General features: G+C 65.4%; 26 protein-coding genes. 16 read left to right on the top strand and 10 right to left on the bottom strand.

The annotated features are described in order from the left end of the window. Positions 1 to 35: 35 nt before the first annotated feature. Both BLU29_RS04005 and BLU29_RS04000 read left to right on the top strand, forming a co-directional pair. The gene (locus BLU29_RS04005; RefSeq protein ID WP_091055332.1) at positions 36 to 803 is read left to right on the top strand and encodes a hypothetical protein; all 768 of its coding nucleotides are present in this window, start codon (positions 36 to 38) and stop codon (positions 801 to 803) included. 223 nt (positions 804 to 1026) lie between these two features. Further along, positions 1027 to 2325 (top strand): citrate synthase, encoded by a 1299-nt coding sequence (locus BLU29_RS04000; RefSeq protein WP_091055330.1) that lies wholly within the window; start codon positions 1027 to 1029, stop codon positions 2323 to 2325. Between the two features lie 32 nt (positions 2326 to 2357). Here BLU29_RS04000 and BLU29_RS03995 read toward each other — a convergent pair whose 3' ends face one another. Beyond that, complete coding sequence (locus tag BLU29_RS03995) at positions 2358 to 3110, bottom strand: VC0807 family protein (RefSeq protein WP_197677761.1); 753 nt, start codon at positions 3108 to 3110, stop codon at positions 2358 to 2360. A 105-nt stretch (positions 3111 to 3215) separates the two neighbouring features. On the opposite strand from BLU29_RS03995, the gene BLU29_RS03990 reads away from it, so the two are divergent. From BLU29_RS03990 to BLU29_RS03965, 6 genes are all read left to right on the top strand, one after another. Further along, complete coding sequence (locus BLU29_RS03990) at positions 3216 to 3959, top strand: pyridoxine 5'-phosphate synthase (protein WP_091055328.1); 744 nt, start codon at positions 3216 to 3218, stop codon at positions 3957 to 3959. A gap of 94 nt (positions 3960 to 4053) precedes the next feature. After that, the gene (acpS, locus tag BLU29_RS03985; protein ID WP_231962306.1) at positions 4054 to 4461 is read left to right on the top strand and encodes a holo-ACP synthase; all 408 of its coding nucleotides are present in this window, start codon (positions 4054 to 4056) and stop codon (positions 4459 to 4461) included. Between the two features lie 2 nt (positions 4462 to 4463). Then, positions 4464 to 5087, top strand: coding sequence for a hypothetical protein (locus BLU29_RS03980; RefSeq protein ID WP_091055327.1), 624 nt, complete (start codon positions 4464 to 4466; stop codon positions 5085 to 5087). A gap of 44 nt (positions 5088 to 5131) precedes the next feature. Further along, positions 5132 to 6667, top strand: a complete 1536-nt coding sequence (locus BLU29_RS03975) for an NAD(P)H-hydrate dehydratase (protein ID WP_231962305.1) — start codon at positions 5132 to 5134, stop codon at positions 6665 to 6667. Beyond that, a complete protein-coding gene (gene dprA, locus BLU29_RS03970) occupies positions 6652 to 7782 on the top strand; it encodes a DNA-processing protein DprA (RefSeq protein WP_091055325.1) in 1131 nt (376 codons plus the stop codon). The genes BLU29_RS03975 and dprA overlap by 16 nt, the downstream gene beginning before the upstream one ends. An 18-nt stretch (positions 7783 to 7800) precedes the next feature. Beyond that, entirely contained in the window at positions 7801 to 9897 is a 2097-nt protein-coding gene (locus BLU29_RS03965; RefSeq protein WP_091055324.1) for a S9 family peptidase, read from the top strand. 289 nt (positions 9898 to 10186) lie between these two features. Here BLU29_RS03965 and BLU29_RS03960 read toward each other — a convergent pair whose 3' ends face one another. The 4 genes from BLU29_RS03960 to BLU29_RS03945 form a co-directional block, all read right to left on the bottom strand. Continuing rightward, positions 10187 to 10531, bottom strand: a complete 345-nt coding sequence (locus BLU29_RS03960; RefSeq protein WP_091055322.1) for a histidine triad nucleotide-binding protein — start codon at positions 10529 to 10531, stop codon at positions 10187 to 10189. 82 nt (positions 10532 to 10613) lie between these two features. After that, a complete protein-coding gene (locus tag BLU29_RS03955; RefSeq protein ID WP_091055320.1) occupies positions 10614 to 11090 on the bottom strand; it encodes a hypothetical protein in 477 nt (158 codons plus the stop codon). Beyond that, positions 11087 to 11569, bottom strand: a complete 483-nt coding sequence (nrdR, locus tag BLU29_RS03950) for a transcriptional regulator NrdR (protein WP_091055318.1) — start codon at positions 11567 to 11569, stop codon at positions 11087 to 11089. Before nrdR ends, BLU29_RS03955 begins: the two co-directional genes overlap by 4 nt. A 94-nt stretch (positions 11570 to 11663) precedes the next feature. Continuing rightward, positions 11664 to 12230 carry an aminodeoxychorismate/anthranilate synthase component II gene (locus BLU29_RS03945; RefSeq protein WP_091055317.1) on the bottom strand — a complete coding sequence of 189 codons (567 nt, stop codon included), beginning with the start codon at positions 12228 to 12230 and terminating at the stop codon, positions 11664 to 11666. An 85-nt stretch (positions 12231 to 12315) separates the two neighbouring features. Between BLU29_RS03945 and BLU29_RS03940 the strand changes: the two genes are divergently transcribed. Genes BLU29_RS03940 through tgt form a run of 4 tightly spaced genes read left to right on the top strand, consistent with a single transcriptional unit; the run spans position 12316 to position 15310 of the window. After that, positions 12316 to 13242 carry a dihydropteroate synthase gene (locus BLU29_RS03940; protein WP_091055315.1) on the top strand — a complete coding sequence of 309 codons (927 nt, stop codon included), beginning with the start codon at positions 12316 to 12318 and terminating at the stop codon, positions 13240 to 13242. After that, positions 13239 to 13622, top strand: coding sequence for a dihydroneopterin aldolase (gene folB, locus BLU29_RS03935; protein ID WP_091055314.1), 384 nt, complete (start codon positions 13239 to 13241; stop codon positions 13620 to 13622). The genes BLU29_RS03940 and folB overlap by 4 nt, the downstream gene beginning before the upstream one ends. Before the next feature lie 4 nt (positions 13623 to 13626). Continuing rightward, complete coding sequence (gene folK, locus BLU29_RS03930) at positions 13627 to 14127, top strand: 2-amino-4-hydroxy-6-hydroxymethyldihydropteridine diphosphokinase (RefSeq protein ID WP_091055312.1); 501 nt, start codon at positions 13627 to 13629, stop codon at positions 14125 to 14127. A gap of 40 nt (positions 14128 to 14167) precedes the next feature. Then, on the top strand, positions 14168 to 15310 hold the full coding sequence (gene tgt, locus BLU29_RS03925; RefSeq protein ID WP_091055311.1) for a tRNA guanosine(34) transglycosylase Tgt: 1143 nt from the start codon (positions 14168 to 14170) through the stop codon (positions 15308 to 15310). Here tgt and BLU29_RS03920 read toward each other — a convergent pair. Next, positions 15297 to 15842: a hypothetical protein gene (locus BLU29_RS03920; protein ID WP_157693611.1), complete on the bottom strand. Its 546-nt coding sequence runs from the start codon at positions 15840 to 15842 to the stop codon at positions 15297 to 15299. The genes tgt and BLU29_RS03920 overlap by 14 nt on opposite strands. A gap of 34 nt (positions 15843 to 15876) precedes the next feature. Between BLU29_RS03920 and BLU29_RS18670 the strand changes: the two genes are divergently transcribed. After that, a complete protein-coding gene (locus tag BLU29_RS18670) occupies positions 15877 to 15999 on the top strand; it encodes a hypothetical protein (RefSeq protein WP_255401157.1) in 123 nt (40 codons plus the stop codon). Positions 16000 to 16005: 6 nt separating this feature from the next. Here BLU29_RS18670 and BLU29_RS03915 read toward each other — a convergent pair whose 3' ends face one another. Then, positions 16006 to 16488, bottom strand: a complete 483-nt coding sequence (locus tag BLU29_RS03915; RefSeq protein ID WP_091055309.1) for a hypothetical protein — start codon at positions 16486 to 16488, stop codon at positions 16006 to 16008. A gap of 138 nt (positions 16489 to 16626) precedes the next feature. On the opposite strand from BLU29_RS03915, the gene BLU29_RS03910 reads away from it, so the two are divergent. Together BLU29_RS03910 and BLU29_RS03905 are read left to right on the top strand one after the other, a co-directional pair. Next, the gene (locus BLU29_RS03910) at positions 16627 to 17553 is read left to right on the top strand and encodes a UDP-glucuronic acid decarboxylase family protein (RefSeq protein ID WP_091055307.1); all 927 of its coding nucleotides are present in this window, start codon (positions 16627 to 16629) and stop codon (positions 17551 to 17553) included. Between the two features lie 122 nt (positions 17554 to 17675). Continuing rightward, complete coding sequence (locus tag BLU29_RS03905) at positions 17676 to 18704, top strand: purine nucleoside permease (RefSeq protein ID WP_157693610.1); 1029 nt, start codon at positions 17676 to 17678, stop codon at positions 18702 to 18704. Between the two features lie 55 nt (positions 18705 to 18759). Here the strand turns inward: BLU29_RS03905 and BLU29_RS03900 are convergent, their stop codons facing one another. From BLU29_RS03900 to BLU29_RS03890, 3 genes are all read right to left on the bottom strand, one after another. Then, positions 18760 to 19659 (bottom strand): transglutaminase family protein, encoded by a 900-nt coding sequence (locus tag BLU29_RS03900; protein WP_091055304.1) that lies wholly within the window; start codon positions 19657 to 19659, stop codon positions 18760 to 18762. Positions 19660 to 19793: 134 nt separating this feature from the next. Beyond that, the gene (locus tag BLU29_RS03895; RefSeq protein ID WP_091055303.1) at positions 19794 to 20813 is read right to left on the bottom strand and encodes an alpha-E domain-containing protein; all 1020 of its coding nucleotides are present in this window, start codon (positions 20811 to 20813) and stop codon (positions 19794 to 19796) included. A 206-nt stretch (positions 20814 to 21019) separates the two neighbouring features. Continuing rightward, positions 21020 to 22420, bottom strand: coding sequence for a circularly permuted type 2 ATP-grasp protein (locus BLU29_RS03890; protein WP_343125158.1), 1401 nt, complete (start codon positions 22418 to 22420; stop codon positions 21020 to 21022). Positions 22421 to 22652: 232 nt separating this feature from the next. Here BLU29_RS03890 and secA point away from each other — a divergent pair, with 232 nt between their 5' ends. After that, positions 22653 to 25649 (top strand): preprotein translocase subunit SecA, encoded by a 2997-nt coding sequence (secA, locus tag BLU29_RS03885; RefSeq protein ID WP_091055300.1) that lies wholly within the window; start codon positions 22653 to 22655, stop codon positions 25647 to 25649. The last annotated feature ends 73 nt before the right edge of the window (positions 25650 to 25722 follow it).

Below are 25722 nucleotides of genomic sequence, written 5' to 3'. Positions count from 1 at the left end.
GGCACCCGCCCCCAATTCTACTGTCAAACCACCCCATGAAAGCCCGTCTCGTCCTGGCTGTTGCCGCCCTGTTGGGCGCTGTCCTGCCCGCCACCGCCCAGACCGCCGAACAATGGATCGCCCGCGCCCGCGCCCGCCTGGGCAGCGAGAGCGCCCTGCAGGGGGTGACGAGCGTCCACTTCGTCGGCACGATCGAGGTCACGGAGAAGGTTCCTTCCGAGACAGACAAGGCCGTGCTGGTGGACCGGACGGTCAGCCGGGCGATGGACGTCATCTTCCAGAAGCCGATGCAGCAGCGCTTCACCTTCACCAGCCCCGAACTCATCGAGGTGCTGGCGCTCGATGACTACGATGCCTGGCAGAAGCGCACCAACCCCAAGAATCCCACGCAGTGGCAGCTCACCCTGCTGGATGCGACCCAGACCAAACGCCTGCGGGCGCAGGCGTGGGACAACCTCAATTTCCTCCGGGGCATCGAGAAGCTGCGCGGTTCCGTGACGGTGGGCGGCGATGCGACCGTGGACGGCCTCGCCTGCGTGAAGCTGGTGTTCAGCTACAGCGACAACATCGTGCTCACCCGTTACTATGACAAGGCCACCGCCCGGCTGGTCAAGACCGAGACCGAGGCCGGCGTCGAGATCCGCGAGGAGGGTGAGATGTTCGTCAATGGCATCCGGTTTGCGCGCAAGGTCAGCAACCGCGAGAAAAGCGGCCGGATCGTCACCCTGAACTTTGAGCAGGTGGTCTTGAACGAGACGTTTCCCGCCAGCGATTTTGCCGTGCCGCCCCTGCAGGCGAATTGAACCAGGAAGGTGGAACCCGACCTCCGGGCGGGTTTCAGGACGTGCGCCGGACCAATCCGCCCGGAGGTCGGGTTCCACCAAGAAACCGGACACATTACGGGCAGCCAACGGGTTTTTCATGGGCCTGATCCGCCCGCCTAATGCCCGCCCGCCGGTCCGCAAAAACCCGCGGCTTTGCTTTGCAACGGGCCTGATTTCTGCTCTTTTTTCTACTCTCCCCACCATGGCCGCCAAGAACGCCCTCATCAAGATCGACGACAAGGAAGTGACCTACCCGGTGATGACCGGCACTGAAGGGGAACAGGCGATTGACGCCCGCAACCTCCGCAAGGACACCGGCTACATCTTCTACGACCAGGGCTACGGTAACACCGGCTCCTGCGAAAGTCAGGTGACGTTCCTCGACGGCGACAACGGCATCCTTCGCCACCGCGGTTACCCGATCGAGCAGCTGGCCGCCCAGTCGGAGTTCGTCGAGACCGCCTACCTCGTCATCTACGGCGAGCTCCCGACCGCCTCGCAGCGGCAAAAGTTCGGCGACCTGCTGCGGGATAACGCCCACATCGAGCCGCAGATGCAGCGGCTCTTCGAGGGTTTCCCCAAGGACGCCCCGCCGATGGGCATGCTGTCGTCGCTGGTCGGCGCCCTCGCGGCGTATTACCCGGCCCTTGCCACGAACAACTTTGAGAAGGACCTGCAGAACTTCGATCTCGCGGCCGCGCTGGCCATCTCGAAGATCCGCACCCTCGGCACCCTGATCTACCGCCACTCGCGGGGCCTGCCGTTCATGCACCCGAAGGACCTGCCGTTCTGCGAGAACTTCCTGCACATGATGTTCTCGGAGCCCTACAAGGACTACGTGGAGATCCCCGAGGTCACCAAGGCGCTGAACCTCATCCTGCTCATGCACGCCGACCACGAGCAGAATTGCAGCACCTCGACCGTGCGCATGGTCGGTTCCAGCGGCGCGAACCTCTTCACCTCGCTCGCCGCCGGCGTCAACGCTCTCTCCGGCCCGCTCCATGGCGGCGCCAACGTCGCTGTCATGCAGATGCTGCAGTCCATCCACGACGAGGGCGATGACGGCACCCGCTTCATCGCCGCCGCCAAGGGCGGCAGCAAGAGCAACCGCCTGATGGGGTTTGGCCACGCCGTCTACCGCAACTTCGACCCGCGCGCCCGGGTCATCGGCGAGGCCTGCGGCCTCGTGCTGAAGAAGCTCGGCAAGTCCGATCCGCTGCTCGACATCGCCCACAACCTTGAACAGGCCGCGCTCAAGGACGACTACTTCATCTCGCGCAAGCTCTACCCGAACGTGGACTTCTACTCCGGCATTATTTTCCGCGCGCTCGGCATCCCGACGAACATGTTCACCGTCATGTTCGCCATCGGCCGTTCGCCGGGCTGGATCGCCAACTGGCGCGAGGTCGCCTCGAACCCGAAGGGCCGGATCTACCGCCCGCGCCAGATCTACGTCGGCCCCGCCAAGCGCGACTACGTGCCGGCCGGGAAACGCGGCTAGGGAGGGTCCACGTCCTCATGGACCGCGGCCCGTCAGGAGACGGGCCCTCCATCAGGGTCAGCGGGTTTTTCTGTCTTTTGTTCCGGCGGCTGGCGCAGGATTTCATCGACCGTCAGCCCGGTCAGCTGCCCGATGCCCTTGAAGAGCCGCCACAGCGCATACAGCATCATGGCCATGGTGGGCACGGATAACCCCAGCAGGCTGACCCAGTGCATCTTCGCCAGTTCCCCGTTGAAGGCCTCGGTGCCCGGCGGACTCTTGATGATGGCGCGGGCGAAACCGTAGTTCAGCCCGGCGCTGATCAGCATCGCGCTGGCGATCCAATAGCTCGACGAGCGCATCAGCCGGTCAAAGCCGGCTTCGTTGCCGCGGGCGGCCAGTTCCGCCGCCACCCGCTCAACGTCGATGACCTGCGGATTGTAGAGCAGCTCGTGCACCAGCGGTTCCTTCGACTTCATCGACGCCAGCACGGCCAGACCGATGAGCGCCGGGAGGACGCCGTCCTTCACGGCGAACCAGAAGCCATCGAGCTGCATCAGCCCGAAGCCGCCCGTGATCAGCACGCTGACAAAGCCGATGGCCGAGATGAAGTTGAACCGCCGGCGCCGGAGGAAATCGTGGAGGCCGTAGCCCAGCGGGAAAATCAGCGCCACCAGCAGGCCCCACTTGGGCCCGAGCGCCCGGTCGCCGCTGGCCCAGCTCATGATGGCGGTCGGCAGGGCCACATTGCAGGCCAGGTTGAGCAATAAATTCTCGGGCTTGGCCTTGGGAGCGGGGACGGACATGCAGGTAGAAAATGTGGAACTCAGGAAAACAGGAAGTAAGAAACAACCCCGGGCACTGTATTTCCTGATTTCCAGCTTTCCACATTTCGGTATGTTCCAGGCTTCATGATCCTGCTCGGTGTCAACATCGACCACGCAGCCACGCTGCGCCAGGCCCGCTACCGGTCGGCCGGGGCCACCCATGGCGGCGCCATCGAGCCCGATCCGGTCGAACTGGCCTTCCGGTGCGAAAAGGCCGGCGCCGACGGCATCACTGTCCACCTGCGGGAGGATCGCCGCCACATCCAGGACGAGGACGTCCTGCGCCTCGGTCGGTCGAAGACCACCCGGCTCAACCTTGAGATGGCCTGCACGCCGGCCATGACCGAGTTCGCGCTCAAGTTGAAGCCGCACTCCGTCTGCCTCGTGCCCGAGAGCCGCGAGGAAATCACCACCGAGGGCGGGCTCGACGTCGTGAAACACCGCGACAAGGTCGCTCGCGTGACCGACGCCATGAACGCCGCCGGCATCAAGACCAGCCTCTTCATCGACCCGGATCCGGCGCAGATCGAGATGTCAGCCAGATTGACGGCTCCTTGGGTGGAGTTGCACACCGGCGCCTACGCCAACGCCTACTACGCCGCCGGTCGTGCCGCCGAGTTCGCCCGCCTCGTCGCCGGCGCCCGGCTCGCCCACGTTGCCGGGTTGGTCGTCAACGCCGGCCACGGCATCAATTACGTCAACATCGCGGAAGTCCGCACCATCCCGCACCTGCACGAGCTCAACATCGGCCACAGCATCATTAGCCGTGCTTTGTCCACCGGGCTCGACGAGGCGGTGCGCACGATGAAGGCGCTGATGAATCCGTGAAAACCGGTCACCACGAAATACACCAAATACACGAAAACATGATCCCCGTACTTCCTTCTTTGGTGTGTTTCGTGTATTTCGTGGTGCCAAAATCATGATCACTCTTCCCCCCGGCGGCGTCCTGATCGGCCTTGGTTGCGACCTCATCGAGACCGAGCGCATCAAGAAGGTGCTGGAGAAGCACGGGGAGCGCTTCCTGAAACGCATCTTCACCGAGGAGGAACAGGCCTACTGCAACAGCCTGAAATACCCGCACAAGCACTACGCGGCCCGCTGGGCCGCCAAGGAGGCCGTGTCGAAGTGCTTCACCACCGGGATCGGCGAGCATTTGGATTGGACCTCGGTGTCGGTTTACCACGGTTCGCGCAAGGAGCCGCTCGTGCGGCTCGACGCCAAGGCCACGGCGCTGCTCGCGCAGGTCGGCGCCACGCATGTCTGGCTCTCGCTGTCGCACATCGACTCGCACGCGATGGCGGTCGCGGCGCTGGTGAAGCAGGCCTAGGCATGAACTCGACTGACAGTCGCACCATTCCGGCCAATAAAGTCGGCCTGATCGGTGGGCTGCTTCTTCTGGTATCGTTGGCCTTTACGTTCACTCAGCATCAGCCCGACCCGGCTCCGTCAGTTGCTCCAGTGGTAGTCGAATCCAAGCTTCATGCGGTGGGCCTGGCGGACAATGTGGATTGGGAGGGAATGCCGGAATTATTCGCGGTCTGGTCTGAGCATGCTGGATGGAAGGATGGGAAGGCGCAGTTCGCTTATTGGGATCAGGGTTATCGATCCTATTCCTATTTCTTCGAGGCAACCCGCGTGAATGGAAAGGTGCGGTTTCGTAGTATCCCGGAGCCGGAATTTATCGAAGGCAGTGGCTCTTCGTTTGCGCTGATCTATGTGAGTGACCCCGAGACATGCATGGTGGCAGACACAGATCTAAAGGCTGAGTCACCAGAACATCCGTTTCTTTTTTTCAAGCCCATGCCGGTTCAGTGGAGTGTGTCGCGGATAGGGAACCCGCTCGAGCACGAACGTGTGCCGACTGATAAATCACGGCTTAAGGTTGATATAAGATCTATGCCCGTGGACTTGCCGAAACCGGAACTAAAGGCCTTCACCCCGGTTAGTCACTGAGGAATAGGCTTTTTCCGGAGCCGCGCGCACCGTAACGTGTCGCCATGTCCTTGCCCGCGTCCCATCCGGTCCTCACGTGCGCCGAGGCCCGGGCGTGGGAGAAGGCCCGGCTCACGGACGAGTCGCTGGAGTGGTCGGCCATGCAAGAAGCCGGGGCGAAGGTCGCGCTCTCCGTGCTCGACGACTACAAGGAGATCGGCGGCCTGCCCGTCCACGGACGCATCCTGGTGCTGGCGGGCAAGGGCCATAACGGCGGCGACGCCCTGCTGGCCGCGCGCGCGATCCTCTACGAGCGACCGGACACCCGGGCGGTCGTCGTGCTGGCCTTCGGCGCAGGGGAATTGCGACCGCTGGCCGGCCGGGCGCTCGACTGGCTGCGGGAGCAGGCGCCGGAGCGCGTGCAGATTCTCCCGGCCGGGCAGGCACTGGCGGCGGACCAGGAATACGCCCTCTGCCTCGACGGGATTTTCGGTTTTCAGTTCCGCCCCCCGATGGATGCGGCCGTCGCTCGCCTCCTCGCGCAGGTCAACACGCATGACGGCATCCGCTTCCGCGCGGCCGTCGACCTGCCGAGCGGGGTCGGCGAAAACAGCGCGTCGGTCCCGTTCCGCGCCGACTTCACCTACGCGACGGGCAGCGTGAAATATCCCGTGCTTTTGCCGCGAAACAACGCGGTGGTCGGCCGGCTGCGCTACGTGGACATCGGCCTGCTGCAGGAGGCCTCGGCGCCCGACGCGACCGAGCGGATACTGATCGAGCAACTGTTGAAACCATTGGTCGAATTGCGCCCGGCGCAGTCGGACAAGCGTACCTTCGGCCACCTGCTCGTGGTCGGCGGCTCGCACAGTTATCCCGGCGCCGTGATCATGGCGGCGCGCGCGGCCCTGCGCAGCGGCACCGGGCTGGTCACGGCCTTCGTGCCGGAGAAGTTCGCCCCGGAATACGCCGCCCGCCACCCGGAGGTGATGTGGGTGGGCTGTCCTGTCACCGCCGCGGGTGGCCTGGCGGCGGGGACGGCGGAACTGGTGCAGGCGCGCGCGGCGAAAGGCACCGCGATGCTGGTCGGCCCGGGGATGGGCGCGGAGGCCGAGACGCTCGGTCTGGCCGCGCACCTGGTGGGCGAGGCGAAAGTGCCGCTGGTGTTGGATGCGGATGCGTTGCGGCCGGAGGTGGTGGCTCGCGTGCTCAGCAAGCCCTTCATCGGCACGCCGCACGCCGGCGAGTTCGAACGCATTGCGCCGGCGCTTTTCACCGACGGCAATTTCACCGCGCCGCAGGGCGTGCTGGTGCTGAAGGGGCCGCTGACCCGCGTCACCGACGGCAAGAAGATCTACCACAGCCCCTTTGGCGGGCCGGTGCTGGCGCGCGGGGGCAGCGGCGACATCCTGGCCGGCCTGATCGGCGGGCTACTGGCGCAGGCGCCGGGGGATCACGGGCTGGCCGCCTGCCGGGGCGTGGTCTGGCATGGCCGCGCGGCCGATTTACTGGCTCGCGCTTACGGCCAGGTCACCGTAGAAACTTCGGAAATCCTGGAGCAGCTCGGGCCGGCGCTCAAACCCACGCCATGGCAGACACATTGACCGAGCGACAGGCCTTCATGGTCCTGAACGACCTGCCCAACATCGGGCCCGTCACGCTCCACCGGCTCCTTGAGGAGTTCGGGAGCGACCCGCGCGACATCCTCGCGGCCCCCAAGCGCCGGCTGGAGTCGGTGCGCGGCGTCGGCCCGGAGACGAGCGATGCGCTGGTCAACTGGCGGAGGCATTTTGACCTCGCGAAGGAGGAGGAGCGGCTGGCCAAGGCCGGCGCAACCTTCATCACCGCGCGCGACGAGGGCTATCCGAAATTGCTCAAGGAAATCCACGATCCGCCCATCGGGCTCTATCGGAAAGGCGGCTACCTGTTTGAGCAACCGTGCATCGCCGTCGTGGGCAGCCGGCGCACGACGCTCTACGGCCAGTCGGTGGCGAAGAAACTCGGCGCCGATCTCGCCCGGCTGGGTTTCTGCGTGGTGAGCGGCTTGGCGCGGGGCATCGACACGGCGGCGCACGAGGGCGCTCTGTCGGTGGGCGGCAAGACCGCCGCGGTGTTGGGGTGCGGCATCGACATCGTCTATCCGCCCGAGAACCTCGGGCTCTACCGCCAGATCGCCGAGACCGGCGCCGTGCTCTCGGAGTTTCCCTTCGGCCGCAAGGCGGACAAGCAGACCTTTCCGATGCGCAACCGCGTCGTCTCGGGCATGTGCGAAGCCATCGTGGTGGTGGAGAGCGACGTGGCCGGCGGGGCGATGATCACCGCGCGTTTCGCCGGCGAGCAGGGCCGGCTCATCTACGCCGTGCCGGGCCGCATCGACCAGCCCAGCAGCGCGGGCTGCCACCAGCTCATCCGCGACGGGGCGACGCTGTTTACCGGTGTCGACGACATTCTCAACGAGCTGAATTACCTCGATGGCTTGCGTCCACGAGCCATCACCACGGAAGGCCAGCCGGGTCTGCTCGAGCAACTCATGCCGCAGCTCGACGCGACGGAGCAGCGGGTCATCGCGGCTTTCAGCGGGGGCGGCCTGCTCGGGGTGGATGCGCTTACCGCCGCCACCGGCTTGGGTTCGTCCGAGGTGGCGGCGGCGCTCATGGGCTTGGAGCTTAAAAAGCTCGTCTCAAAACGCGCGGATGGCACGTTTGAGGCCCGTTCTTAGCCTTCATCCTCATCCCCCATGAAGATCCGATTGATCGCCGTATTGTCTCTGCTGGCCTGCACGGCCGGCCTTCTCCGCGCCGCTGAGGCGCCCACCAAACATGTCATCACCCACGAGGATGTATGGCTCATGAAACGCCTCGACGTGCCCGTGCCCAGCCCCGATGGCAAGTGGGTCGTGTTCGGGGTCACCGAGCCGGCCTATGATGCCAAGGAGACGGTCTCCGACCTCTGGCTCAAATCGCTGACGGACGACACGCCGGCGCGCCGCATCACCTTCAGCAAGCCGGCCGAGAGCGGGGTCGTCTGGTCGCCGGACAGCCGCAAGCTGGCTTTCGCCGCCAAACGCGACGGCGACGAGGTGGGGCAGGTCTACGTCCTCGATCTCGCCGGGGGCGGCGAGGCGGAGCGCGTCACGTCGCTGTCCACGGGTGCCGGCTCGCCCAAGTGGAGTCCCGACGGCAGCAAGCTCCTGTTCGTGAGCTCGGTCTATCCCGGCGCCACGGACGACGAAGCCAACAAGAAGGCCGCCAAGGAGCACAAGGACCGCAAATACAATGCCCGGGCCTATGAGACCTTCCCGCCGCGCTACTGGATGTCGTGGCTGGACGACAAGCGGGCGCATCTCTTCGTGCAGGAGGCCAAGGCCGGTGTGGTCGCCCGCGACCTGCTGGCCGGCACCAAGCTCGCCGCCTCGCCCGGTTTCGGCGGCCCGTTCGGCAGCAGCGGCGAGAATCTGGAAGCCGAGTGGGCGCCGGACGGCTCGGCCGTCGTGTTCACCGCGGCGCTGAACCGCAACGACGGCGCCTTCGCCAACGTGAACACCCAGATCTTCTCCGTGCCTGCGGCCGGTGGCGAGCCGTCGCGCCTGACCAACGACACCCACAGCTACGGCTCGCTGTCGTTCTCGCCCGATGGCAAGACGCTCCTGTGCACCTATTCGGCCGAGCAGGCCGGCAAGGTCTATGACCTGAGCAAACTCGCGAGCTTTCCCTGGCCGCTCAAGGGCGAGCCGAAGATCCTCACCGCAAACCTCGACCGCTCGGTGTCGCGCTACGCCGCGCCCGAGGGCTCCGATCGCATCTATTTCACCTACGAACACGCCGGCCTCGAACAGCTCCATTCGGTGTCCTACGCCGGCAACGACGTGCGCGACGAGGCCTCGCCGGCCACCGGCACGATCAGCGGCCTGAACGCGGGCGGCCACGCCCTCACCGGGACGTGGGAGGCCACGACCAATCCGCAGGAGGTTTATTCGTTCAACGGCGTGCCGAAGCGCCTGACCGCGATCAACCGCGAGAAGGCCGCGGCGATCGACTGGCTCCCGGTCGAGCACTTCTGGTTCAAAAGCGCCCAGGGTCGCGACATCCACAGCATGATCGTGAAGCCCGCCGGCTTCGACCCGGCGAAGAAGTATCCGCTCTTTGCCGTCATCCACGGCGGTGCGGCGAACATGTGGCACGATGCCTTCGTGCTGCGCTGGAACTACGATCTGCTGGCCAAGCCGGGCTACGTTCTCATTCTGACCGACTACACCGGCTCGACCGGCTACGGCGAGGAATTCGCTCGCGCCATCCAGCTCGACCCGCTCAAGACGCCCGGGGACGAGATCAACCAGGCCGTCGACGAGGCCATCAAGAAATATTCCTTCATCGACGGCACGCGCCTCGCGGCCGGCGGCGCCAGCTACGGCGGCCACCTGGCCAACTGGCTGCAGGCGACGACCACGCGCTACAAGTGCATCATCTCCCACGCCGGCGAGGCCGACCTCACGATGCAGTGGGGCACCAGCGACGGCATCTTCGGGCGTGAGGTGAATTCCGGCGGCCCGATCTGGGGCGACAGCCCCGTGTGGCGCGCGCAGAGCCCGGCACTGCAGGCCGGCAACCACGCGAAGGGCACCGGCTTCAAGTCGCCCATCCTCATCTCGGTCGGCGAGCTCGATTTCCGCGTGCCGATGAACAACGCCTACATGTGGTTCACGCTGAACCAGCGCCTGCAGGTGCCGAGCAAGCTGCTCGTCTTCCCCGAGGCCGGCCACTGGATCCTGCGCGGCGAGGACAGCCGCTACTGGTATGGCGAGGTCCACGCTTGGCTCGCGAAATATTTGAAATAAGTGGAGCGGCCCACGTCCCCGTGGGCCGCGGCCCGGCGGGAGCCGGGCTCTCCAAAAAATAAAGCCCGCGGATTCCGCGGGCTTTTTATTCCCTTTGGGTTCAATACCCCGGAGCTTGCTCCGGCTTGGTCTTGAGATTCCACGGCGAGGTCGCCGTGGCTCCAGAACGAATAACTGGAGAGCGGGCGACCCCCCCGCGGGTGGTTCGATCAATGCCCCGGGGATCTTTCTTTGGTAGGGCGAGTCGTCCCGACGAGCCGCGGCTCATCCGGAGGATTCGCCCTGCCGCTCAGCCCGGCGGCCAGGCGAGGGGGCGCTGGCCGAGCAGGTGCACATGCAGGTGCGGTACGGTTTCTCCGCCGTCGCGGCCGTTGTTGATCACGATACGGTAGCCGGACTCGGCAATGCCCAGCTTCTTCGCGAGCGCAGCGGCCGTCAGCAGCAGGTGACCGAGGGTAGCTTGGTCGGCGGCGGTGGCCGCGCCAACGCGGGGAATGAGCTTCTTCGGAATGATCAGCACATGCACCGGCGCCTTGGGGTCGATGTCGTGGATGGCGATGCAGAACTCATCCTCGTGCGCGAGCTTCGCCGGAATCTCGCGGTCGATGATCTTTTGGAAAATCGTTTTGGACATGGGAGGTATTCTCCGCGGATTACGCTGATTTACGCGGATGGGATGAATTTAATCCGCGTCCATCCGCGTTATCCGCGGGGACTCAGAGAAACAAAAGATTCAAATTTGCGTCGCGGCGCGAGCGGGCGGCGGCGAGTTCGCGGATGAAACTCAGGGCGTCGTCGTAGTCGCGGCGGCGGCGTTCGGTCCAGCGCCTGGCCGGCGGGCAGTGGGCGACGCGGAGGTTGGTGACCAGCAGCGTCGATTCGGGAAAGGCGGAGAGCTGCTTCAGGCCCTGCATCACGCCCGCGCGAGCGAAGAGCGGCGCAGCGCCGGCGTCATCCGCGGCGGCATCCCAGTGGAAGAAACCGTGGGCGGGTCGGGCGGAACAGAGCCGGGCGAAAAGTTTGGCGGCGGCGTTGACGAAGTCCGGGTCGCCCGGGGCGCGTTCCGCGGCCTCGGGGAGGCTGCTGGTGATGGCCGCGTCAATCTGCTGGGCCAGATAAAGGTCGTGCCCGGTGAGCGGGGCGAACAGCGCGTTGAGGAAGTGAAGCCGGCGCAGTTGGGGCGAGCGCGTCATTTCTTGGCTTTCGGATTATCGGATGCGCGGCGGGGTGCAAGACTGCTGATTTCGTCGACGAACTCGGAGACGTCGCGGAATTCCTTGTAGACGGAGGCGAAGCGGACGTAGGCGACCTGGTCCATCTTGCGGAGGCGCTGCATGACGTGTTCGCCGACGGCGCTGGTGGGCACCTGGCTCTCGTAGAGGGCCTCGACGGCGTCGATCACGTCCTCGATGAGCATCGTGATCTGCTCGTTGTCGACGGGGCGCTTGTGGCAGGCGGCACGGACGGCGCGGAGGAGCTTCTCGCGGTCGAAGGGCTCCTGGCGGCTGTCGCGCTTGACCACGACCATGCTGTCGCGGACGAGGGTTTCGGAGGTGGTGAAGCGGTGGCCGCACTCGAGGCATTCGCGGCGGCGGCGGGTGTTGTTGCCGTCGCGCGCGATGCGCGAGTCGATCACCTTGTCTTCAATGGAAGTGCACTTGGGACAGCGCATGGGAGAGGATTATTGAGCACCACGAAATACACCAAAAACACAAAAGAAGGAGGTCACGGGTTTGTTTTGGTGTATTTCGGGTGTTTCGTGGTGACTAATTCAGGGATAGAAAATTTTGGAGGATGCTCATGCCGCCTTCGGTGGCGATGGATTCGGGATGGAACTGGACCCCGAAGACCGGGAATTGTTTGTGCCGGAGGCCCATGATCTCGCCCTCGGCGGTCTCGGCCGTGATTTCAAGGCAGTCCGGGAAACTCGAGCGCTCGACCAGCAGCGAATGGTAGCGGGTGGCCGTGAAGGGCGAGGGGAGGCCGGCGAAGATGTCGGTGTTGCGGTGCTTGATTGGCGAGAGCTTGCCGTGCATCTGGCGCGGGGCGCGGATGACCTTGCCGCCGAAATGCTGGCCCATGGCCTGGTGGCCGAGGCAGACGCCCAAGACAGGCTTCTTGCCGGCGAAAGTCTTTATGATGTCGATACTTACACCAGCATCGGAGGGGGTGCAGGGACCCGGCGAAATGAGCACACGTTCGGGGTTCAGCTTCAGCGCCTCGGCCGGGGTGATCTCGTCATTACGGAATACCCGCATGCTCACGCCCAGCTGGCCGAAGTATTGAACCAGGTTGAAGGTAAAGGAATCGTAGTTGTCGATGACCAGCAGCACGAAGCTGCACTATCCCCATACTGGCAGCCGGGTCAAGTTCCGGGACTTGCCAGTCACAGGTCGGCTGTAACTGTAAGCCCCCGGCATGTTGAACTCTTCCACTCATACTTCCGAATTCTGGCAGAGCCCGCACGGGCGGAGCCTGCCCGCACCGGGTGGTCGCACGCTCGTCATGGGAATCCTCAACGTCACCCCCGATTCCTTTTCTGATGGCAACCAGCTGCCCACGCCGGAGGCGGTGGTGGAGCGGGCGGGGCGGATGATCGCCGAAGGGGCGGATGTGCTCGATATCGGGGGCGAGTCCACCCGACCCGGAGCGGCTGCGGTGTCCGCCGCCATGGAACTGGACCGGGTTCTGCCCGCGATTGAAAGCGTGCGACAGCAATGGCCCGACATCCCGCTCTCCATCGACACTTACAAGGCCGAGGTCGCGACCGCCGCCGTTCGGGCCGGCGCGGACATCGTCAACGATGTCTGGGGACTGACGCACAGTCTGTCGGAGGCGGAACGCGCAGCTGGGGGCGACAGCCGGGGGAAGTTCGGGCCGCCTGCGCCGACGCCGATGGCCAGGGCGGTGGCGGCGCTGGGTTGTCCGGTCATCGTGATGCATAACCGGTTCAAGCCGGACTACCGCGATTTCTGGCCCGATCTGCTCCGCGATCTTCAGCTGAGCCTGACGCTGGCGGCGGCGGCGGGGATTCCGCGGCACCAGATCTGGCTCGATCCGGGCTTTGGGTTTGCCAAGGACGTGGCGCAAAACCTGGCGGTCGTGCGCGACCTCGGCAGAATCGTCGCGCTTGGCCACCCGGTGCTGCTCGGCACGTCCCGCAAGTCCACCATCGGCCGGGTGCTCGATGCGCCGGTGGACGATCGCCTCGACGGCACCGGCGCCACGCTGGTCTGGGGCATCCAGCAGGGCTGCCAGATGGTGCGCGTGCACGACGTGGCCGCCATGCGCCGCTATGTGCGCATGGCCGACGCCCTGAAACAGGGCCTGAATTTCCTCCCATGAAGCCTGCCGACAAACTCGTCCTGACCGACATGACCTTTCGCGCCTGCCACGGCGTGCTGCCGGTCGAGCGCCGCCGCCGGCAGGAGTTTCGCGTGACGGTGGAACTGGAGGTCTCCGTCGCCCGGGCCGGCCGCAGCGACTCGCTGGCTGACACCATCGACTATTGTGCGGTGCAGGCCGTGGTGCGCGAAGTCGTGGAGGGGGCGCATCGCAAGCTGATCGAGGCTCTGGCCGAGGACATCGCCCGGCGCCTGCTGGCGGCGTTTCCGGCCGCGCAGGCGGTGGTCATCGAACTGCTCAAGCCGAGTCCGCCGGTCGATTTTGAGTTTGGCGGCGTGCAGGTCCGGATCCGGCGCGCCCGGGGCAAATCCAGGCGATAAGCCCATGCAGCCGGCGCAGGCTTTTATCGGCATCGGGGCCAACCTCGGCGATCGCTGGGGCACCATCGGCGCTGCGCTCGGGCGGCTGCAGGCGACCGCGGGGATCGTCGGCGTGGAATTGTCGCCGGTATATGAGTCCGACCCGGTCGGCGTGCTGGAGCAGCCCCTCTTTCTGAACCTCGTGGCGGGTGTGGAAACCACCCTCACACCCGAGGCCTTGTTGCAGGAACTGCTGGCCATCGAGCTGGAGCTCGGGCGCAAGCGGATCGTCCGCTGGGGGCCGCGCCGCATCGACCTCGACCTGCTGCTCTATGCCGGGGAAACGCGACAGGATCCCGGATTGCAGCTCCCGCATCCCCGGATGTTCGAACGTCCCTTTGTCATCGAACCGCTGCGCGCCCTCCTCCAACGGCCGGGATTCCAAGGACCCGCCTGGGCTGGTCTGCGCGAGCAGCTGGCGGGGTGGCCCGTGGGTGGGGGAATCCGCCCTTGGTCGCCGGCCTGAAACCGTTTGCCTTTGCCGGGACGTTCGTGAATTTGCCCGCATGTCAGGCCCCTTTCAGCTCTTGCAGACCGACTCCGCGACCGCGGCCCGGCGCGGCCGGTTGCAGACTCTGCACGGCGTCATTGAGACGCCCATCTTCATGCCGGTCGGCACGCAGGGCACGGTCAAGGCGCTGACGCCGGCCCAGATCAAGGAGACCGGTGCGCAGATCATCCTCGGCAACACCTACCACCTCAACCTCCGTCCCGGATCGGAACTCATCCGCGAGCTCGGCGGCCTGCACAAGTTCATGGGCTGGGATGGCCCGATCCTGACCGACAGCGGCGGGTTCCAGGCGTTCAGCCTCGCGAAGCTGCGCGACATCCGCGAGGACGGCATCGCGTTCGCGTCGCACCTCGACGGTGCCAAGGTTTTCCTCGGTCCGCGCGAGGTCATGACGATCCAGGCCAATCTCGGCTCGGATATCGCGATGGTCATCGACGAATGCCCGCCCTGGCCGTGCACCAAGGAGGAGTGCCGCCGCGCCGTCGACCGCAGCCTGCGCTGGGCACAGCAGTGCCAGCAGATCGCGACCGACAACGGCTTCCTCGGCGCGGGCCACCATGTGTTTGCCATCGCGCAGGGCTCGACCTTCGACGACCTGCGCCGCGAGGCGGCCGAGTCGCTCGCCGCGCTGGACTTCCCGGGCTATGCCGTCGGCGGCGTGAGCGTGGGTGAACCCGAGCCGGAGATGATCAAGCAGGTGGCGGCGACGACGCCCTTCCTGCCCGCGAACAAGCCGCGCTACACGATGGGCCTCGGCACGCCGCCGCAGATCCTGAAGATGATCGCGCTGGGCGTGGACATGTTCGACTGCGTGCACCCGACGCGCGTGGCGCGCAACGGCGCCGCGTTCACTCCGGACGGGCTCATCAACCTCCGCAACGAGCGCTACCGCACCGACCCCAAGCCGCTGGTCGAGGGTCTCGACAATTACACCTGCCGCAACTTCTCCCGCGCCTACCTGCGGCACCTCACGATGGCGGGCGAGATTCTCTCCAGCACGCTGATCTCGCTGCATAACGTCCATTTCTACCTCGACCTCGTGGCCCAGGCCCGGGCGCACATCGCGGCCGGCGACTACGGCCCGTGGCACCGCGCCTGGATCGGGCGCTACGAGGCCGGCGAGCCTACAATGGCCTGAAGCTGGCGAGTAGCTGATCAATCTGCGGACGGGTGCCCGCACCCTTCAAGGTCTCCAGATCGACAGTCACGACCAGAAGAATGATGCCGGCATTCGCCGCAGGTTTGATCGCGAGCGCATAATAATAACCTGGATCGCCGTCGGGTGTCGCCGGTCCTTCCAGTGTTCGCGCCGGAAAGCCCCGGTGCTGGATGAGCGCACTTTTGGCGATTTTCGTGCGCGACGCATCTTCGTTGATGATGTAGCCCGATTCTTTATCGCTTAGATGCTGCAAGCTAACGGACGCGGGAAGCACCTTGACTGATGCATAGAAATCCCTGTCGCCTTTTTTGGTTTTTTCTACCGGGCCATCAAAAAGCAGGTCAGTGTGTTTGGCACTCAGATCATCTTTAAACTGGTCGGGCGACAGTTTCCATCCGGCCGGCAGCGTGAGCGCAAATTTGAGCTCAGGATTGCTGTATTCAGCGGCCTGGGCCGTTCCGACGATGAGCAGAGACACCCCGATTCCATAGATGATCGATCGCACTTTCATTTGAGCATTCTTCAATGCCTCAGCCCCGATCCTCATGGCTGTCAGGATGATTGCGGCCTGTTTCGAGGCAAGTAATTACGGTCCGAGGCACCGCGCCTGGATCGAGCGCTACGAGGCCGGCGAACGGGCCGATCCTGCCGCCGGGTTTGCCGGCTGACGGCGATCAGCGCACCGGTGGAGCCGGCTTCTGGATGACGATCTGCTGCCCGTCCCCGGCAGGTTCCCACCAGATGGCCGCGGAGTCGCCCGCCTTGGTGAGGAGCACGCCGTTTTTCTTCCGTTCGACCTTCCAGCCGGCGGTGGTCGTGACGGCTTCGTAGTAGGCGAGGATGTTTTTCACATCGTCCCGCGCCTCGAAACGCCAGATGCCGCGGGGCGGGCGACCCCCTTGGGCGCCGACGGCATGGCCCAACGCTTCGCACACCGGCAGATGCTCCTGGACCAGGCGCGCCTTGGCCCCGACCTGTTGCCAGGCATAGTAAAAGAAAAACGGCGACATGAGCAAAGCGCCGAAGGCCACCAAAGCGGCGGGGAGGCTGTCGAAGGCGTTCTCCAAGGTCTCGACCTGCCGGCCCAGGAGCCAGGTGGCGAAGAAGCCCAGGCACGCGACGCCGTAGATCAGCATCTTGGGATCCAAGCTGTCCATGATGGGCTTCAGGCAGGCAGCGCGCCCCGGGGGACGCAATCCCCGACGCGCCGGGTGGCGGAAAAATGCTGCCGGGGGAGGGAGGAATGTTGATTGAATCGCCGCCCAACCTGCTATTAGCTCCGCGACACTTTTCCCATGAGAATCCTTGTGACAGGCGGTGCTGGTTTCCTCGGCAGTCATCTTTGCGACAAGCTCCTCGCCGCGGGCCACGAGGTCGTGTGCCTCGACAACCTGTTCACCGGCAGCAAGGACAACATCGCGCACCTGCTCCACCACCCGAAGTTCGAGTTCGTGCGCCACGACGTGATCGACCCGTTCAAGTATGAGGTCGACCAGATCTACAACCTCGCCTGCCCGGCCTCGCCGCCGCACTACCAATACAACCCCATCAAGACCATCAAGACATCGGTGATGGGCGCGATCAACTGCCTCGGCCTGGCCAAGCGCGTCAAGGCCCGCGTCTTCCAGGCGAGCACCTCCGAGGTCTACGGCGACCCCGCCGTCCACCCGCAGCCCGAGAGTTACTGGGGCAACGTCAACCCCATCGGCCGCCGCTCGTGCTACGACGAGGGCAAGCGCGTCGCGGAGACGCTTTTCTTCGACTATCACCGCGAGAACAAGGTCGATATCCGCATCGTCCGCATCTTCAACACCTACGGCCCGCGCATGCACCCGAACGACGGCCGCGTGGTCTCGAACTTCATCGTGCAGGCGCTCAAGGGCGAAGCCATCACCGTCTACGGCGACGGCCAGCAGACCCGCTCGTTCTGTTACGTCGACGACCTGCTCGAGGGTTTCGTGCGCCTGATGGACCAGACCGAGATGGTCGGGCCCATCAACCTCGGCAACCCGGGCGAGTTCACGATGCTCGAGCTCGCGGAAAACGTGCTCAAGCTCACCAAGAGCAAGTCGAAGATCGTTCACAAGCCGTTGCCCGCCGACGACCCGAAGCAGCGCCGCCCCGACATCACCTTGGCCAAGAAATACCTCAAGTGGGAGCCGAAGGTCCCGCTTGCCGAGGGTCTCAAGAAGACCATCGCCTACTTCAAGACGAAGGTGTGAAAGAGCTGTCCGAAACTGTAGGAGGGGCTTTACGCCCCGATCCGAACGCGACGCCTGCCTCATCGGGGCGTAAAGCCCCTCTTACAGCAGTGTGCATGGCATGGCGGTTGCTGGACATGCACATGCTCTCCCGCTGTCTGCTTCTCCTCGCCCTGACTGCCACCGCGCTGTCCGCGGCCGAACTGATCCGCCCGAAGGTGATCGTCGTCGCGACCTTCGAGATTGGCGCGGACACGGGCGACAAGCCCGGCGAATTCCAATACTGGGTCGAGCGCGAAAAACTCACCGGCACGCTCACCGTGCCGGGCCTCGACCACCCGGTGCGCTTCAACGACCAGGGCGTCTATGGCGTTGTTTCCGGCACCACCGTGCGTTGCGGCCTGCAGATCATGGCGCTGGGCCTCGACCCGCGCTTCGACCTTTCGCAGACCTACTGGCTCGTCAACGGCATCGCCGGCGTCAGCCCGCATGTCGCCACCGAGGGCAGCGCCGCCTGGGCGAAACACGTGATCGACGGCGACATAGCCTACGAGATCGACACCGGCGAGGCCCCGAAGGACTGGCCCTACGGCATCATGGCGCTCGGCAACAAGACGCCGCTGACGCCACCCGTCATTCCCGACTGGGCGCCGAAGCCGATGGCGTGGACGCTCAACCTGGCGCTGGTCGACTGGGCCTTCAACCTGACCAAGGACGTCGAGCTCTACGACGATGCGGCGGCCAAGGCGCACCGCGCCCTCTACGTCGGCTTTCCGGCGGCGCTGGCGCCGCCGAAGGTCTTCATCGGCGACAGCTTCGCTTCCTGCCGCTACTGGCACGGGGCGCGGATGCAGCAGTGGGCCGACAACTGGACGAAACTCTACACGAAGGGGGAGGGCATATGCGCGATGTCCAACATGGAGGACCATGGCATCGCCAACGCCCTCACGCGGCTGGCGGCGCTGAAGAAGGTCGATTTCCAGCGCGTGCTCTTCCTGCGCACCGGCAGCAATTTCTCCATGCCGCCCGCCGGCCAGACCGCCGCCGAGAGCATGGTGGCGGAATACGCCGGCATGGTTCCCTCGCTGGAGGCCGCCTACCGTGTCGGCAGCCCGGTCGTGCACGCCCTCGTCAAGGACTGGGCGAAATATTCGGTGAAGACGCCAGAGTGAACTGTAGCGGCGGTCTATGACCGCTGTCCGGCGCTCATAGAGCGCCGCTACAGAATTACCCGCCGCGGTGCAGCGCGCCGGGCGCCGCGGCCTGGACCGGCTCGAGCTCCTCCAGCCGCGTGACGAGCACCTCGACCGTCAACTGCCGCTTGGCCGTGCCGCGGTAGGTGCCCTTGAGCGGGGAGACGTCGGCGTAGTCGCGGCCGACCGCGACCTTCACGTAATGCCCGTCGGGCTGCCGGTTGTTCGTCGGGTCGAGCCCCCACCAGCCGTGGCCGGGGACGTAGACCTCGACCCAGGCGTGGCTGGCCTGCGCGCCCTTCAACTGGTCGGCGGGGCCGTTGTAGAGGTAACCGCTGACGTAGCGGGCGGGCATCTTCAGGGCCCGGCAGAGCCCGAGCATGACGTGGGCGAAATCCTGGCAGACGCCGGCGCGCGCCTTCAGCACCTCGCGCATGTGGGTGTGCACGTGGGTCGACGCCGGCTGGTAGCGGAATTCGCGGTGGATGTAGCGCATGATGGCTTGCGCGGCCTGCCAGGCGTCCGTCTGGCCGTCGGTGGCGTCGAGGGCCAGCCGCCACAGCTCGGCGCCGACGTCGACGTAGGTGCTAGACTGGAGGAAATCATAGCAACGGTCCAGCCGCGTGCACGCGCCGATCTGGTCCAGCGGCGAGGGGGTGGCGGCCGCGGCCAGGCCCGGCACGTCGGGCGTCGTCACGGTCGAGTTGGCCTCGACGGTCAGCTCGGTGTGCGCCTGCGTGATCTCGAACAGGTGCACGTAGTTCAGGTAGAAATCGAGGTAGTGCGACAGCTTCGAGGTCGGCAGGACCTTGAGGAGGAAGCTGTGGCAGGTCTGGCCGTCGGTGGTGACGGGCTGCAGGCGGGCCTCGTTGAAGCTTTCCCGCACACTCGCTGCATACTTGAAGCGGGTGCGGTGGAAGATGTGGAGTTTCATGCGATGGCCGCTGAATCAAGTGTAGGAGCCTGCTTGCAGGCGATCAGGATGTGCGTCACAGACGGGCGGGTCGAATCGCCTGCAAGCAGGCTCCTACATGAGACATGATGGAAACGGGGGGACATACGGACGGGTCACTGTTGCTGTTGCTCCTCCTGCTGGCGGAGCTCGTGTTCCTCGGGGGTCTGGAAGGGTTGGAAAATGTAGGCTTGGAAGAGGGCGTCGCCGATGGCGTTCAGCTTCGCCTGGGCCACATCGATGTAGGTGTGGAGGCCGATGTCAAAAATATCATCGGCCGTGCTGAACTGCAGCTCGGCGAGGAGGCGGCCGGCGAGTTTCTCGGCGTCGTTGCAGAAGCGGCCCTCGGCCACGCCGGAGATGCGGCGCAGCGCGCCGTCGAGCCGGCGGACGCAGAAGCGGACGGAGCGGGGAAACTCGTCGGAGAGGAGCAGGAACTCGGCGACCAGCGCCGGCTGCACCTCGGCGCCGTGCAGGGCCTTGTAGGCGTCCCACGCGCTGCAGGAGCGGAGCACGGCCGACCAGCCGAGGGCGTCGGCCTGGCTCGGGGCGGCGGTCGGCAGGCCCTTGGCGGGCAGGGAGGCGTGGCGGACATCGAGGATGCGGGAGGTCTTGTCGGCGCGCTCGAGGTAGCGGCCGGCCAGGTTGAAGGACCAGCCCTCGTTGCGCACGACGGTGGCGTCGGTCAGGCCCTGGATGAGCAGCGAGCCGTTGCGGACCGTGAGGAAAAAATCGGAGGGATTCTCCCGCCAGAGGTCGCGCGCGCGCGGCGAGTGCAGGAAGAGGTAGAGGCGGTTGAGTTCCTCCCAGAGCTCGGCGGTGACCTGGTCGCGGACCATGCGGGCGTTTTCGCGGGCCTGGCCGACGGAGGAGACGATGGAGTTGGGATTCTCCGCCGCGAAGACGAGGAACTCGGTCACCGACTGGCCGGTGGTGCGGGGATGCAGCTTGCGGAAAAGCTCCTCGTCGCCCGAGCTCTGCACGATCGGCAGCCAGTGGGCGTCGAGGCCGGCGTCATCGAGGCTGCGGAAGTCGAGCAGGAGCTGCAGGTTCACGTCCACCAAGCGCGCGATGCTCTCGGCGCGCTCGATGTAACGGCTCATCCAGTATAAACTATTTGCGACGCGGCTGAGCATGGACGATCAGGAGTTGAACCGCGAAGGACGCGAAGGAACGCGAAGGACGGAGGCTCGAATGTAGGAGCTTGCTTGCAAGCGATTCAGGGGATGATCCGTTGGTGGGTGTTGCTGGTCGCTTGCAAGCAAGCTCCTACAACTGGACTGCAATGTCTGATTCATGGGCTTCGCGTATCTTGGCGTGCTGCGCGGTTTAAAAATCCGGCTCAATGGTTCCCGTAGAGCACCCAGGTTTCCTTGCTGCCGCCGCCCTGGGAGGAGTTGACGACGAGCGAGCCCTTGCGGAGGGCGACGCGGGTGAGGCCGCCGGGGATGATGGTGGTCTTCTCGCCGTAAAGGATGAACGGGCGCAGGTCGATGTGCCGGCCGGCGAAGCCCTCGCCCTCGCAATGCGTCGGGTGGCGCGACAGCGAGATCATCGGCTGGCCGATGTAATTGCGCGGATCGGCGAGGATGCGGGTGCGGAACTCGTCGCGCTCGGCCTGGGTGGCGTGCGGCCCCATCAGCATGCCGTAGCCGCCGGCCTCGTTGGCGGCCTTGACCACCAGCTTGTCGAGGTTCTCGACCATGTATTGCTTGTCCTTCTCCTCGCTGGCCAGGTAGGTCTCGACGTTCGGCAGGAGCGGCTCCTGATCGAGATAGTATTTGATGATGCGCGGGACAAAATAATACATGACCTTGTCGTCCGCCACGCCGGTGCCGATGGAGTTGGCGAGGGCGACGTTGCCGGCGCGGTAGGCGTTGACGAGGCCGGGCACGCCGAGGGCGGAGTCCTTGCGGAAGACGGTCGGGTCGAGGAAGTCGTCGTCGATGCGACGGTAGATGACGTGGACCGGCTGGAGGCCCTTCGTCGTGCGCATGTAGACGTGCTGGTCGCGGACGAGCAGGTCGCGGCCCTCGACGATCTCGATGCCCATCTGGCGGGCGAGGTAGGTGTGCTCGAAGTAGGCGGAGTTGTAGGCGCCGGGCGTGAGCAGCACGACGGTCGGCTCGGCCACGCCGGCGGGCGCGGAGAAATTGAGGACCTTGAGCAGCTCGGCCGCGTAGTTCTCGACCGGGCGCACGCCGCCGGCCTCGAAGATCTCGGGGAACGTGCGCTTCAGCGCGCGGCGGTTCTCGAGCACGTAGCTGACGCCGGACGGGCAGCGGGCGTTGTCCTCGAGCACGAGGTAGTTGCCCTGGTCGTCGCGGATGATGTCGGTGCCGCAGATGTGGATGTAGATGTCGCCCGGCACCTTGACGTTCACAAACTCGCGGCGGAAATGCTTCGCCGACATCACGTAGTGCGGCGGGATCGTGCCGTCGTTGAGGATGTGCTGCTCGTGATAGATGTCGTGGAGGAAGAGGTTGAGCGCGGTGATGCGCTGCACGAGGCCGGCCTCGAGCTTCTCCCACTCGCCGGCGGGGATGATGCGCGGCACGAGGTCGAACGGGAAGATCCGCTCGGCGCCCTGCGAGTCGCCATAGACGTTGAAGGTCACGCCCTGCCGCAGGAACGCCAGGTCGACCGCCCGGCGCTTGGCCTCGAAGTCCACCGGGCTGACCGCACCGAAGTGTTTCAGGAAATGCCGGTAATGCGGCCGCACCGTGCCGTCGGGCGCCAGCATCTCGTCGAAGAACTTCCCGGTGTCATACTGCCGGAAGGCTTCGGGGAGGGCGGCGGCAAGGACAGGACGGGAGGTGGCCATGGGGCAGGAAGACCCTACCGATAGCAGGCCGCATGCAAACCCTGAAGTTTTCTTCGGCGGCGCCTTGCGGCCCAGCGGTTTGCGCGGGAATTCTGGGGCAAATTTTGCCATTTGCCAAGCCCCCGGGCGTAGTTTTCATTCCACCCCTTCAATGTTCAGCTTCTTCCTTCAGAAATTCGCCGGCCGGCACCATCGCAAATACGTCGAGAAATGCCGCCCCATTGTGGCGCGCATCAACGAATTCGAGCAGTCCTACCAGTCGCTCACCGACGACCAGCTTCGCGCCAAGACCGTTGAATTCAGCGCCCGCGTGCAAAAAGGTGAGACCCTCGACTCGATCCTGCCCGAGGCCTTCGCCGCCGTCAAAAACGCCGCGCGCCGCCTCGTCGGCCGCGAGGTCACGGTGTGCGATCACCAGCTGAAGTGGGACATGGTGCATTTCGACGTCCAGCTGATCGGCGGCATCTGCCTCCACGAGGGCCGCATCGCCGAGATGGCGACCGGCGAGGGCAAGACCCTCGTCGCCACGCTGCCGCTCTACCTCAACGCCCTCACCGGCAAGAACGCCCAGCTCGTCACTGTCAACGACTACCTCGCCCGCCGCGACTCCGAATGGATGGGCCACCTCTACAATTTCCTCGGCCTCTCCGTCGGCTGCATCCAGCAGTCCATGCATTCCGAGCAGCGCCGCGAGATGTATCGCCGCGACATCACCTACGGCACCGCCTCCGAGTTCGGCTTCGACTACCTCCGCGACAACGGCATGGCCACGCGCAAGGAGGACCAGGTCCAGCGCGACCACTTCTACTGCATCGTCGACGAGATCGATTCCATCCTCGTCGACGAGGCGCGCACCCCGCTGATCATCTCCGGCCCGGCGCCGATCGAGCGCGAGCAGCCCTTCACCCGCCTCAAGCCCGGCGTCGAGGCGCTCGTCAGCGCCCAGCTCCGCTTCATCAACCGGCTCGTCAAGGAGGCCTCCGACCTGCTCGAGAAGAAGGACGCCACCGCCGAGGACAAGCAGACCGGCGCGATGAAGATGCTCCAGGTCAAGCTGGGCATGCCGAAGAACAAGCAGCTGCTCCGCCTCCAGGAAAACCCGGAGTGGCGCAAGCTCCTCGACAAGACCGACGTCGAGATGCACTCCGACTTCAACAAGGAGGAGCTCTACAAGTGGAAGGAGGAACTCCACTTCGTGATCGACGAGAAGAACCATCAGGCTGATCTCACCGAGGTGGGCCGCAAGCACCTCCGCCCCGACGATCCCGACGCCTTTGTGCTGCCCGACCTCGCGACCGCCTTCATCGATATCGAGAAGGACACCGCCAAGACCCCCGAGGAGAAGGAGGCCGCCAAGCGCGAGGCCCAGCAGAAATACGAGGTCGTGTCCGAGGACATCCACGCCCTGTCCCAGCTCCTTCGCGCCTATTCGCTCTACGAGCGCGACGTCGAATACGTCGTGCAGGACGGCAAGGTCGTCATCGTCGACGAGAACACCGGCCGCATCATGTCCGGCCGCCGCTGGTCCGACGGCCTGCACCAGGCGGTCGAGGCCAAGGAGAACGTCACCATCGAGCGCGAGACGCGCACCTACGCGACGGTCACGATCCAGAATTACTTCCGCATGTATGAGAAGCTCGCGGGCATGACCGGCACCGCCGAGACCGAGGCCACCGAGTTCCACGAGATCTACCGGCTCGCCGTCACGCAGATCCCGACGAACCAGCCCTGCATCCGCGTCGACAAGAACGACTCCATCTTCAAGACCCGCCGCGACAAATACGGCGCCGTCGTGAAGCAGATCCAGGAGGCCCAGCAGCGCGGCCAGCCCGTGCTGGTCGGCACCGTGACCGTCGAGCAGTCCGAGGTGCTCAGCCGCATGCTGAAGCGCGCCGGCGTCATCCACACCGTCCTCAACGCCAAGTTCCACCAGCAGGAGGCCGAGATCGTCACGCGTGCCGGCCACCGCGGCTCCGTCACCATCGCCACCAACATGGCCGGCCGCGGCACCGACATCAAGCTGGGCGAGGGCGTCCGCGAGCTCGGCGGCCTGCTGGTCGTCGGCACCGAGCGCCACGAGTCCCGCCGCATCGACCGCCAGCTGCGCGGCCGCTGCTCCCGCCAGGGCGACCCGGGCATGACCAAGTTCTTCCTTTCGCTCGAGGACGACCTCATGCGCCTCTTCCTGCAGGGCAACATCGCCTCCCGCATCATGGAGGGCGCGTTCAACGAAGGCGAGGAGCTCGAGCACCCGTGGCTCAACCGCTCCATCGAGTCGGCCCAGAAGAAGGTCGAGCAGCAGAACTTCTCCATCCGCAAGCGCCTGCTCCAATACGACGACGTCCTCAACAAGCAGCGCGAGGTCATCTACGGCATCCGCAACGGCGCCCTGCACAGCGAGCGCCCGAAGGACATCATCTTCGAGATGGTCGAGGAGGAGATCGCCACCCGCCTCGAGTCCGCCGGTTTCGGCGGCAAGCTTGCCGTCGAGGCCGCCAGCATCGAGAGCCTTGTCGGCTGGCTCAACGCCCATTTCCCCGTCAGCGCCAAGGTCGAGGAGTTCGCCGCCCGGGGCGACTTCGAGGCCCTGCTCAAGGACGTCGTGGACCGCATCAAGAAGGCCTACGCGCTGAAGGAGTCCGTCGAGGACCAGGCCGCGCTGGGCGGTCTCGAGCGCTACATCGTCATCAACGCCATCGACCACCACTGGCAGGAGCACCTGACCGAGATGGAGGAGCTGCGCCGCTCCATCGGCCTGCGCAGCTACGGCCAGAAGGACCCGCTCTCCGAATACAAGGGCGAGGCTTTCCGCTTCTTCGAGGAGCTGATGAACAACGTCCGCCTGCAGATCTGCACGAGCCTCTTCCGCTCGGCGACCAACCGCGACGCCTTCGAGAACCTCTTCGCCATCCTCTCGCGTTCCGCCCGCCTGCAGGGCCCGGCCGCCGCGCCTACCGCGCTGACCGCCGCCACGCAGTCCGCCGAACCCGATGGAGCCGCGGCGACCTCGCCGCGGGAGGCCCAGCCTTCGGAGGAGATCAAGCTGCCGTCGGTCACCATCCGCCGCGAGACGCCGAAGGTCGGTCGCAACGACCCATGCCCCTGCGGCTCCGGCAAGAAATACAAGAACTGCCACGGGGCCGGCTGACGCTGGCAGGCTGTAGGGCGGGATCTCCGTATCCCGCCTTCACGCGATCATCATATCATTTTCGAGGCGGGGT

This window comes from Opitutus sp. GAS368, assembly GCF_900104925.1.
GTDB lineage: Bacteria > Verrucomicrobiota > Verrucomicrobiia > Opitutales > Opitutaceae > Lacunisphaera.
Note: the sequence above shows the minus strand (reverse complement) of the source record. Positions and strands in the feature narration are given on the sequence as shown.

Bases quoted from the DNA above. Each gene is read 5' to 3' on its own strand.
- BLU29_RS04005 (WP_091055332.1), top strand. From the start codon at position 36: ATGAAAGCCCGTCTCGTCCTGGCTGTTGCCGCCCTGTTGGGCGCTGTC.
- BLU29_RS04000 (WP_091055330.1), top strand. From the start codon at position 1,027: ATGGCCGCCAAGAACGCCCTCATCAAGATCGACGACAAGGAAGTGACC.
- BLU29_RS03995 (WP_197677761.1), bottom strand. From the start codon at position 3,110: ATGTCCGTCCCCGCTCCCAAGGCCAAGCCCGAGAATTTATTGCTCAAC.
- BLU29_RS03990 (WP_091055328.1), top strand. From the start codon at position 3,216: ATGATCCTGCTCGGTGTCAACATCGACCACGCAGCCACGCTGCGCCAG.
- acpS (WP_231962306.1), top strand. From the start codon at position 4,054: ATGATCACTCTTCCCCCCGGCGGCGTCCTGATCGGCCTTGGTTGCGAC.
- BLU29_RS03980 (WP_091055327.1), top strand. From the start codon at position 4,464: ATGAACTCGACTGACAGTCGCACCATTCCGGCCAATAAAGTCGGCCTG.
- BLU29_RS03975 (WP_231962305.1), top strand. From the start codon at position 5,132: ATGTCCTTGCCCGCGTCCCATCCGGTCCTCACGTGCGCCGAGGCCCGG.
- dprA (WP_091055325.1), top strand. From the start codon at position 6,652: ATGGCAGACACATTGACCGAGCGACAGGCCTTCATGGTCCTGAACGAC.
- BLU29_RS03965 (WP_091055324.1), top strand. From the start codon at position 7,801: ATGAAGATCCGATTGATCGCCGTATTGTCTCTGCTGGCCTGCACGGCC.
- BLU29_RS03960 (WP_091055322.1), bottom strand. From the start codon at position 10,531: ATGTCCAAAACGATTTTCCAAAAGATCATCGACCGCGAGATTCCGGCG.
- BLU29_RS03955 (WP_091055320.1), bottom strand. From the start codon at position 11,090: ATGACGCGCTCGCCCCAACTGCGCCGGCTTCACTTCCTCAACGCGCTG.
- nrdR (WP_091055318.1), bottom strand. From the start codon at position 11,569: ATGCGCTGTCCCAAGTGCACTTCCATTGAAGACAAGGTGATCGACTCG.
- BLU29_RS03940 (WP_091055315.1), top strand. From the start codon at position 12,316: ATGTTGAACTCTTCCACTCATACTTCCGAATTCTGGCAGAGCCCGCAC.
- folB (WP_091055314.1), top strand. From the start codon at position 13,239: ATGAAGCCTGCCGACAAACTCGTCCTGACCGACATGACCTTTCGCGCC.
- folK (WP_091055312.1), top strand. From the start codon at position 13,627: ATGCAGCCGGCGCAGGCTTTTATCGGCATCGGGGCCAACCTCGGCGAT.
- tgt (WP_091055311.1), top strand. From the start codon at position 14,168: ATGTCAGGCCCCTTTCAGCTCTTGCAGACCGACTCCGCGACCGCGGCC.
- BLU29_RS03920 (WP_157693611.1), bottom strand. From the start codon at position 15,842: ATGAAAGTGCGATCGATCATCTATGGAATCGGGGTGTCTCTGCTCATC.
- BLU29_RS18670 (WP_255401157.1), top strand. From the start codon at position 15,877: ATGGCTGTCAGGATGATTGCGGCCTGTTTCGAGGCAAGTAATTACGGT.
- BLU29_RS03915 (WP_091055309.1), bottom strand. From the start codon at position 16,488: ATGGACAGCTTGGATCCCAAGATGCTGATCTACGGCGTCGCGTGCCTG.
- BLU29_RS03910 (WP_091055307.1), top strand. From the start codon at position 16,627: ATGAGAATCCTTGTGACAGGCGGTGCTGGTTTCCTCGGCAGTCATCTT.
- BLU29_RS03905 (WP_157693610.1), top strand. From the start codon at position 17,676: ATGCTCTCCCGCTGTCTGCTTCTCCTCGCCCTGACTGCCACCGCGCTG.
- BLU29_RS03900 (WP_091055304.1), bottom strand. From the start codon at position 19,659: ATGAAACTCCACATCTTCCACCGCACCCGCTTCAAGTATGCAGCGAGT.
- BLU29_RS03895 (WP_091055303.1), bottom strand. From the start codon at position 20,813: ATGCTCAGCCGCGTCGCAAATAGTTTATACTGGATGAGCCGTTACATC.
- BLU29_RS03890 (WP_343125158.1), bottom strand. From the start codon at position 22,420: ATGCTGGCGCCCGACGGCACGGTGCGGCCGCATTACCGGCATTTCCTG.
- secA (WP_091055300.1), top strand. From the start codon at position 22,653: ATGTTCAGCTTCTTCCTTCAGAAATTCGCCGGCCGGCACCATCGCAAA.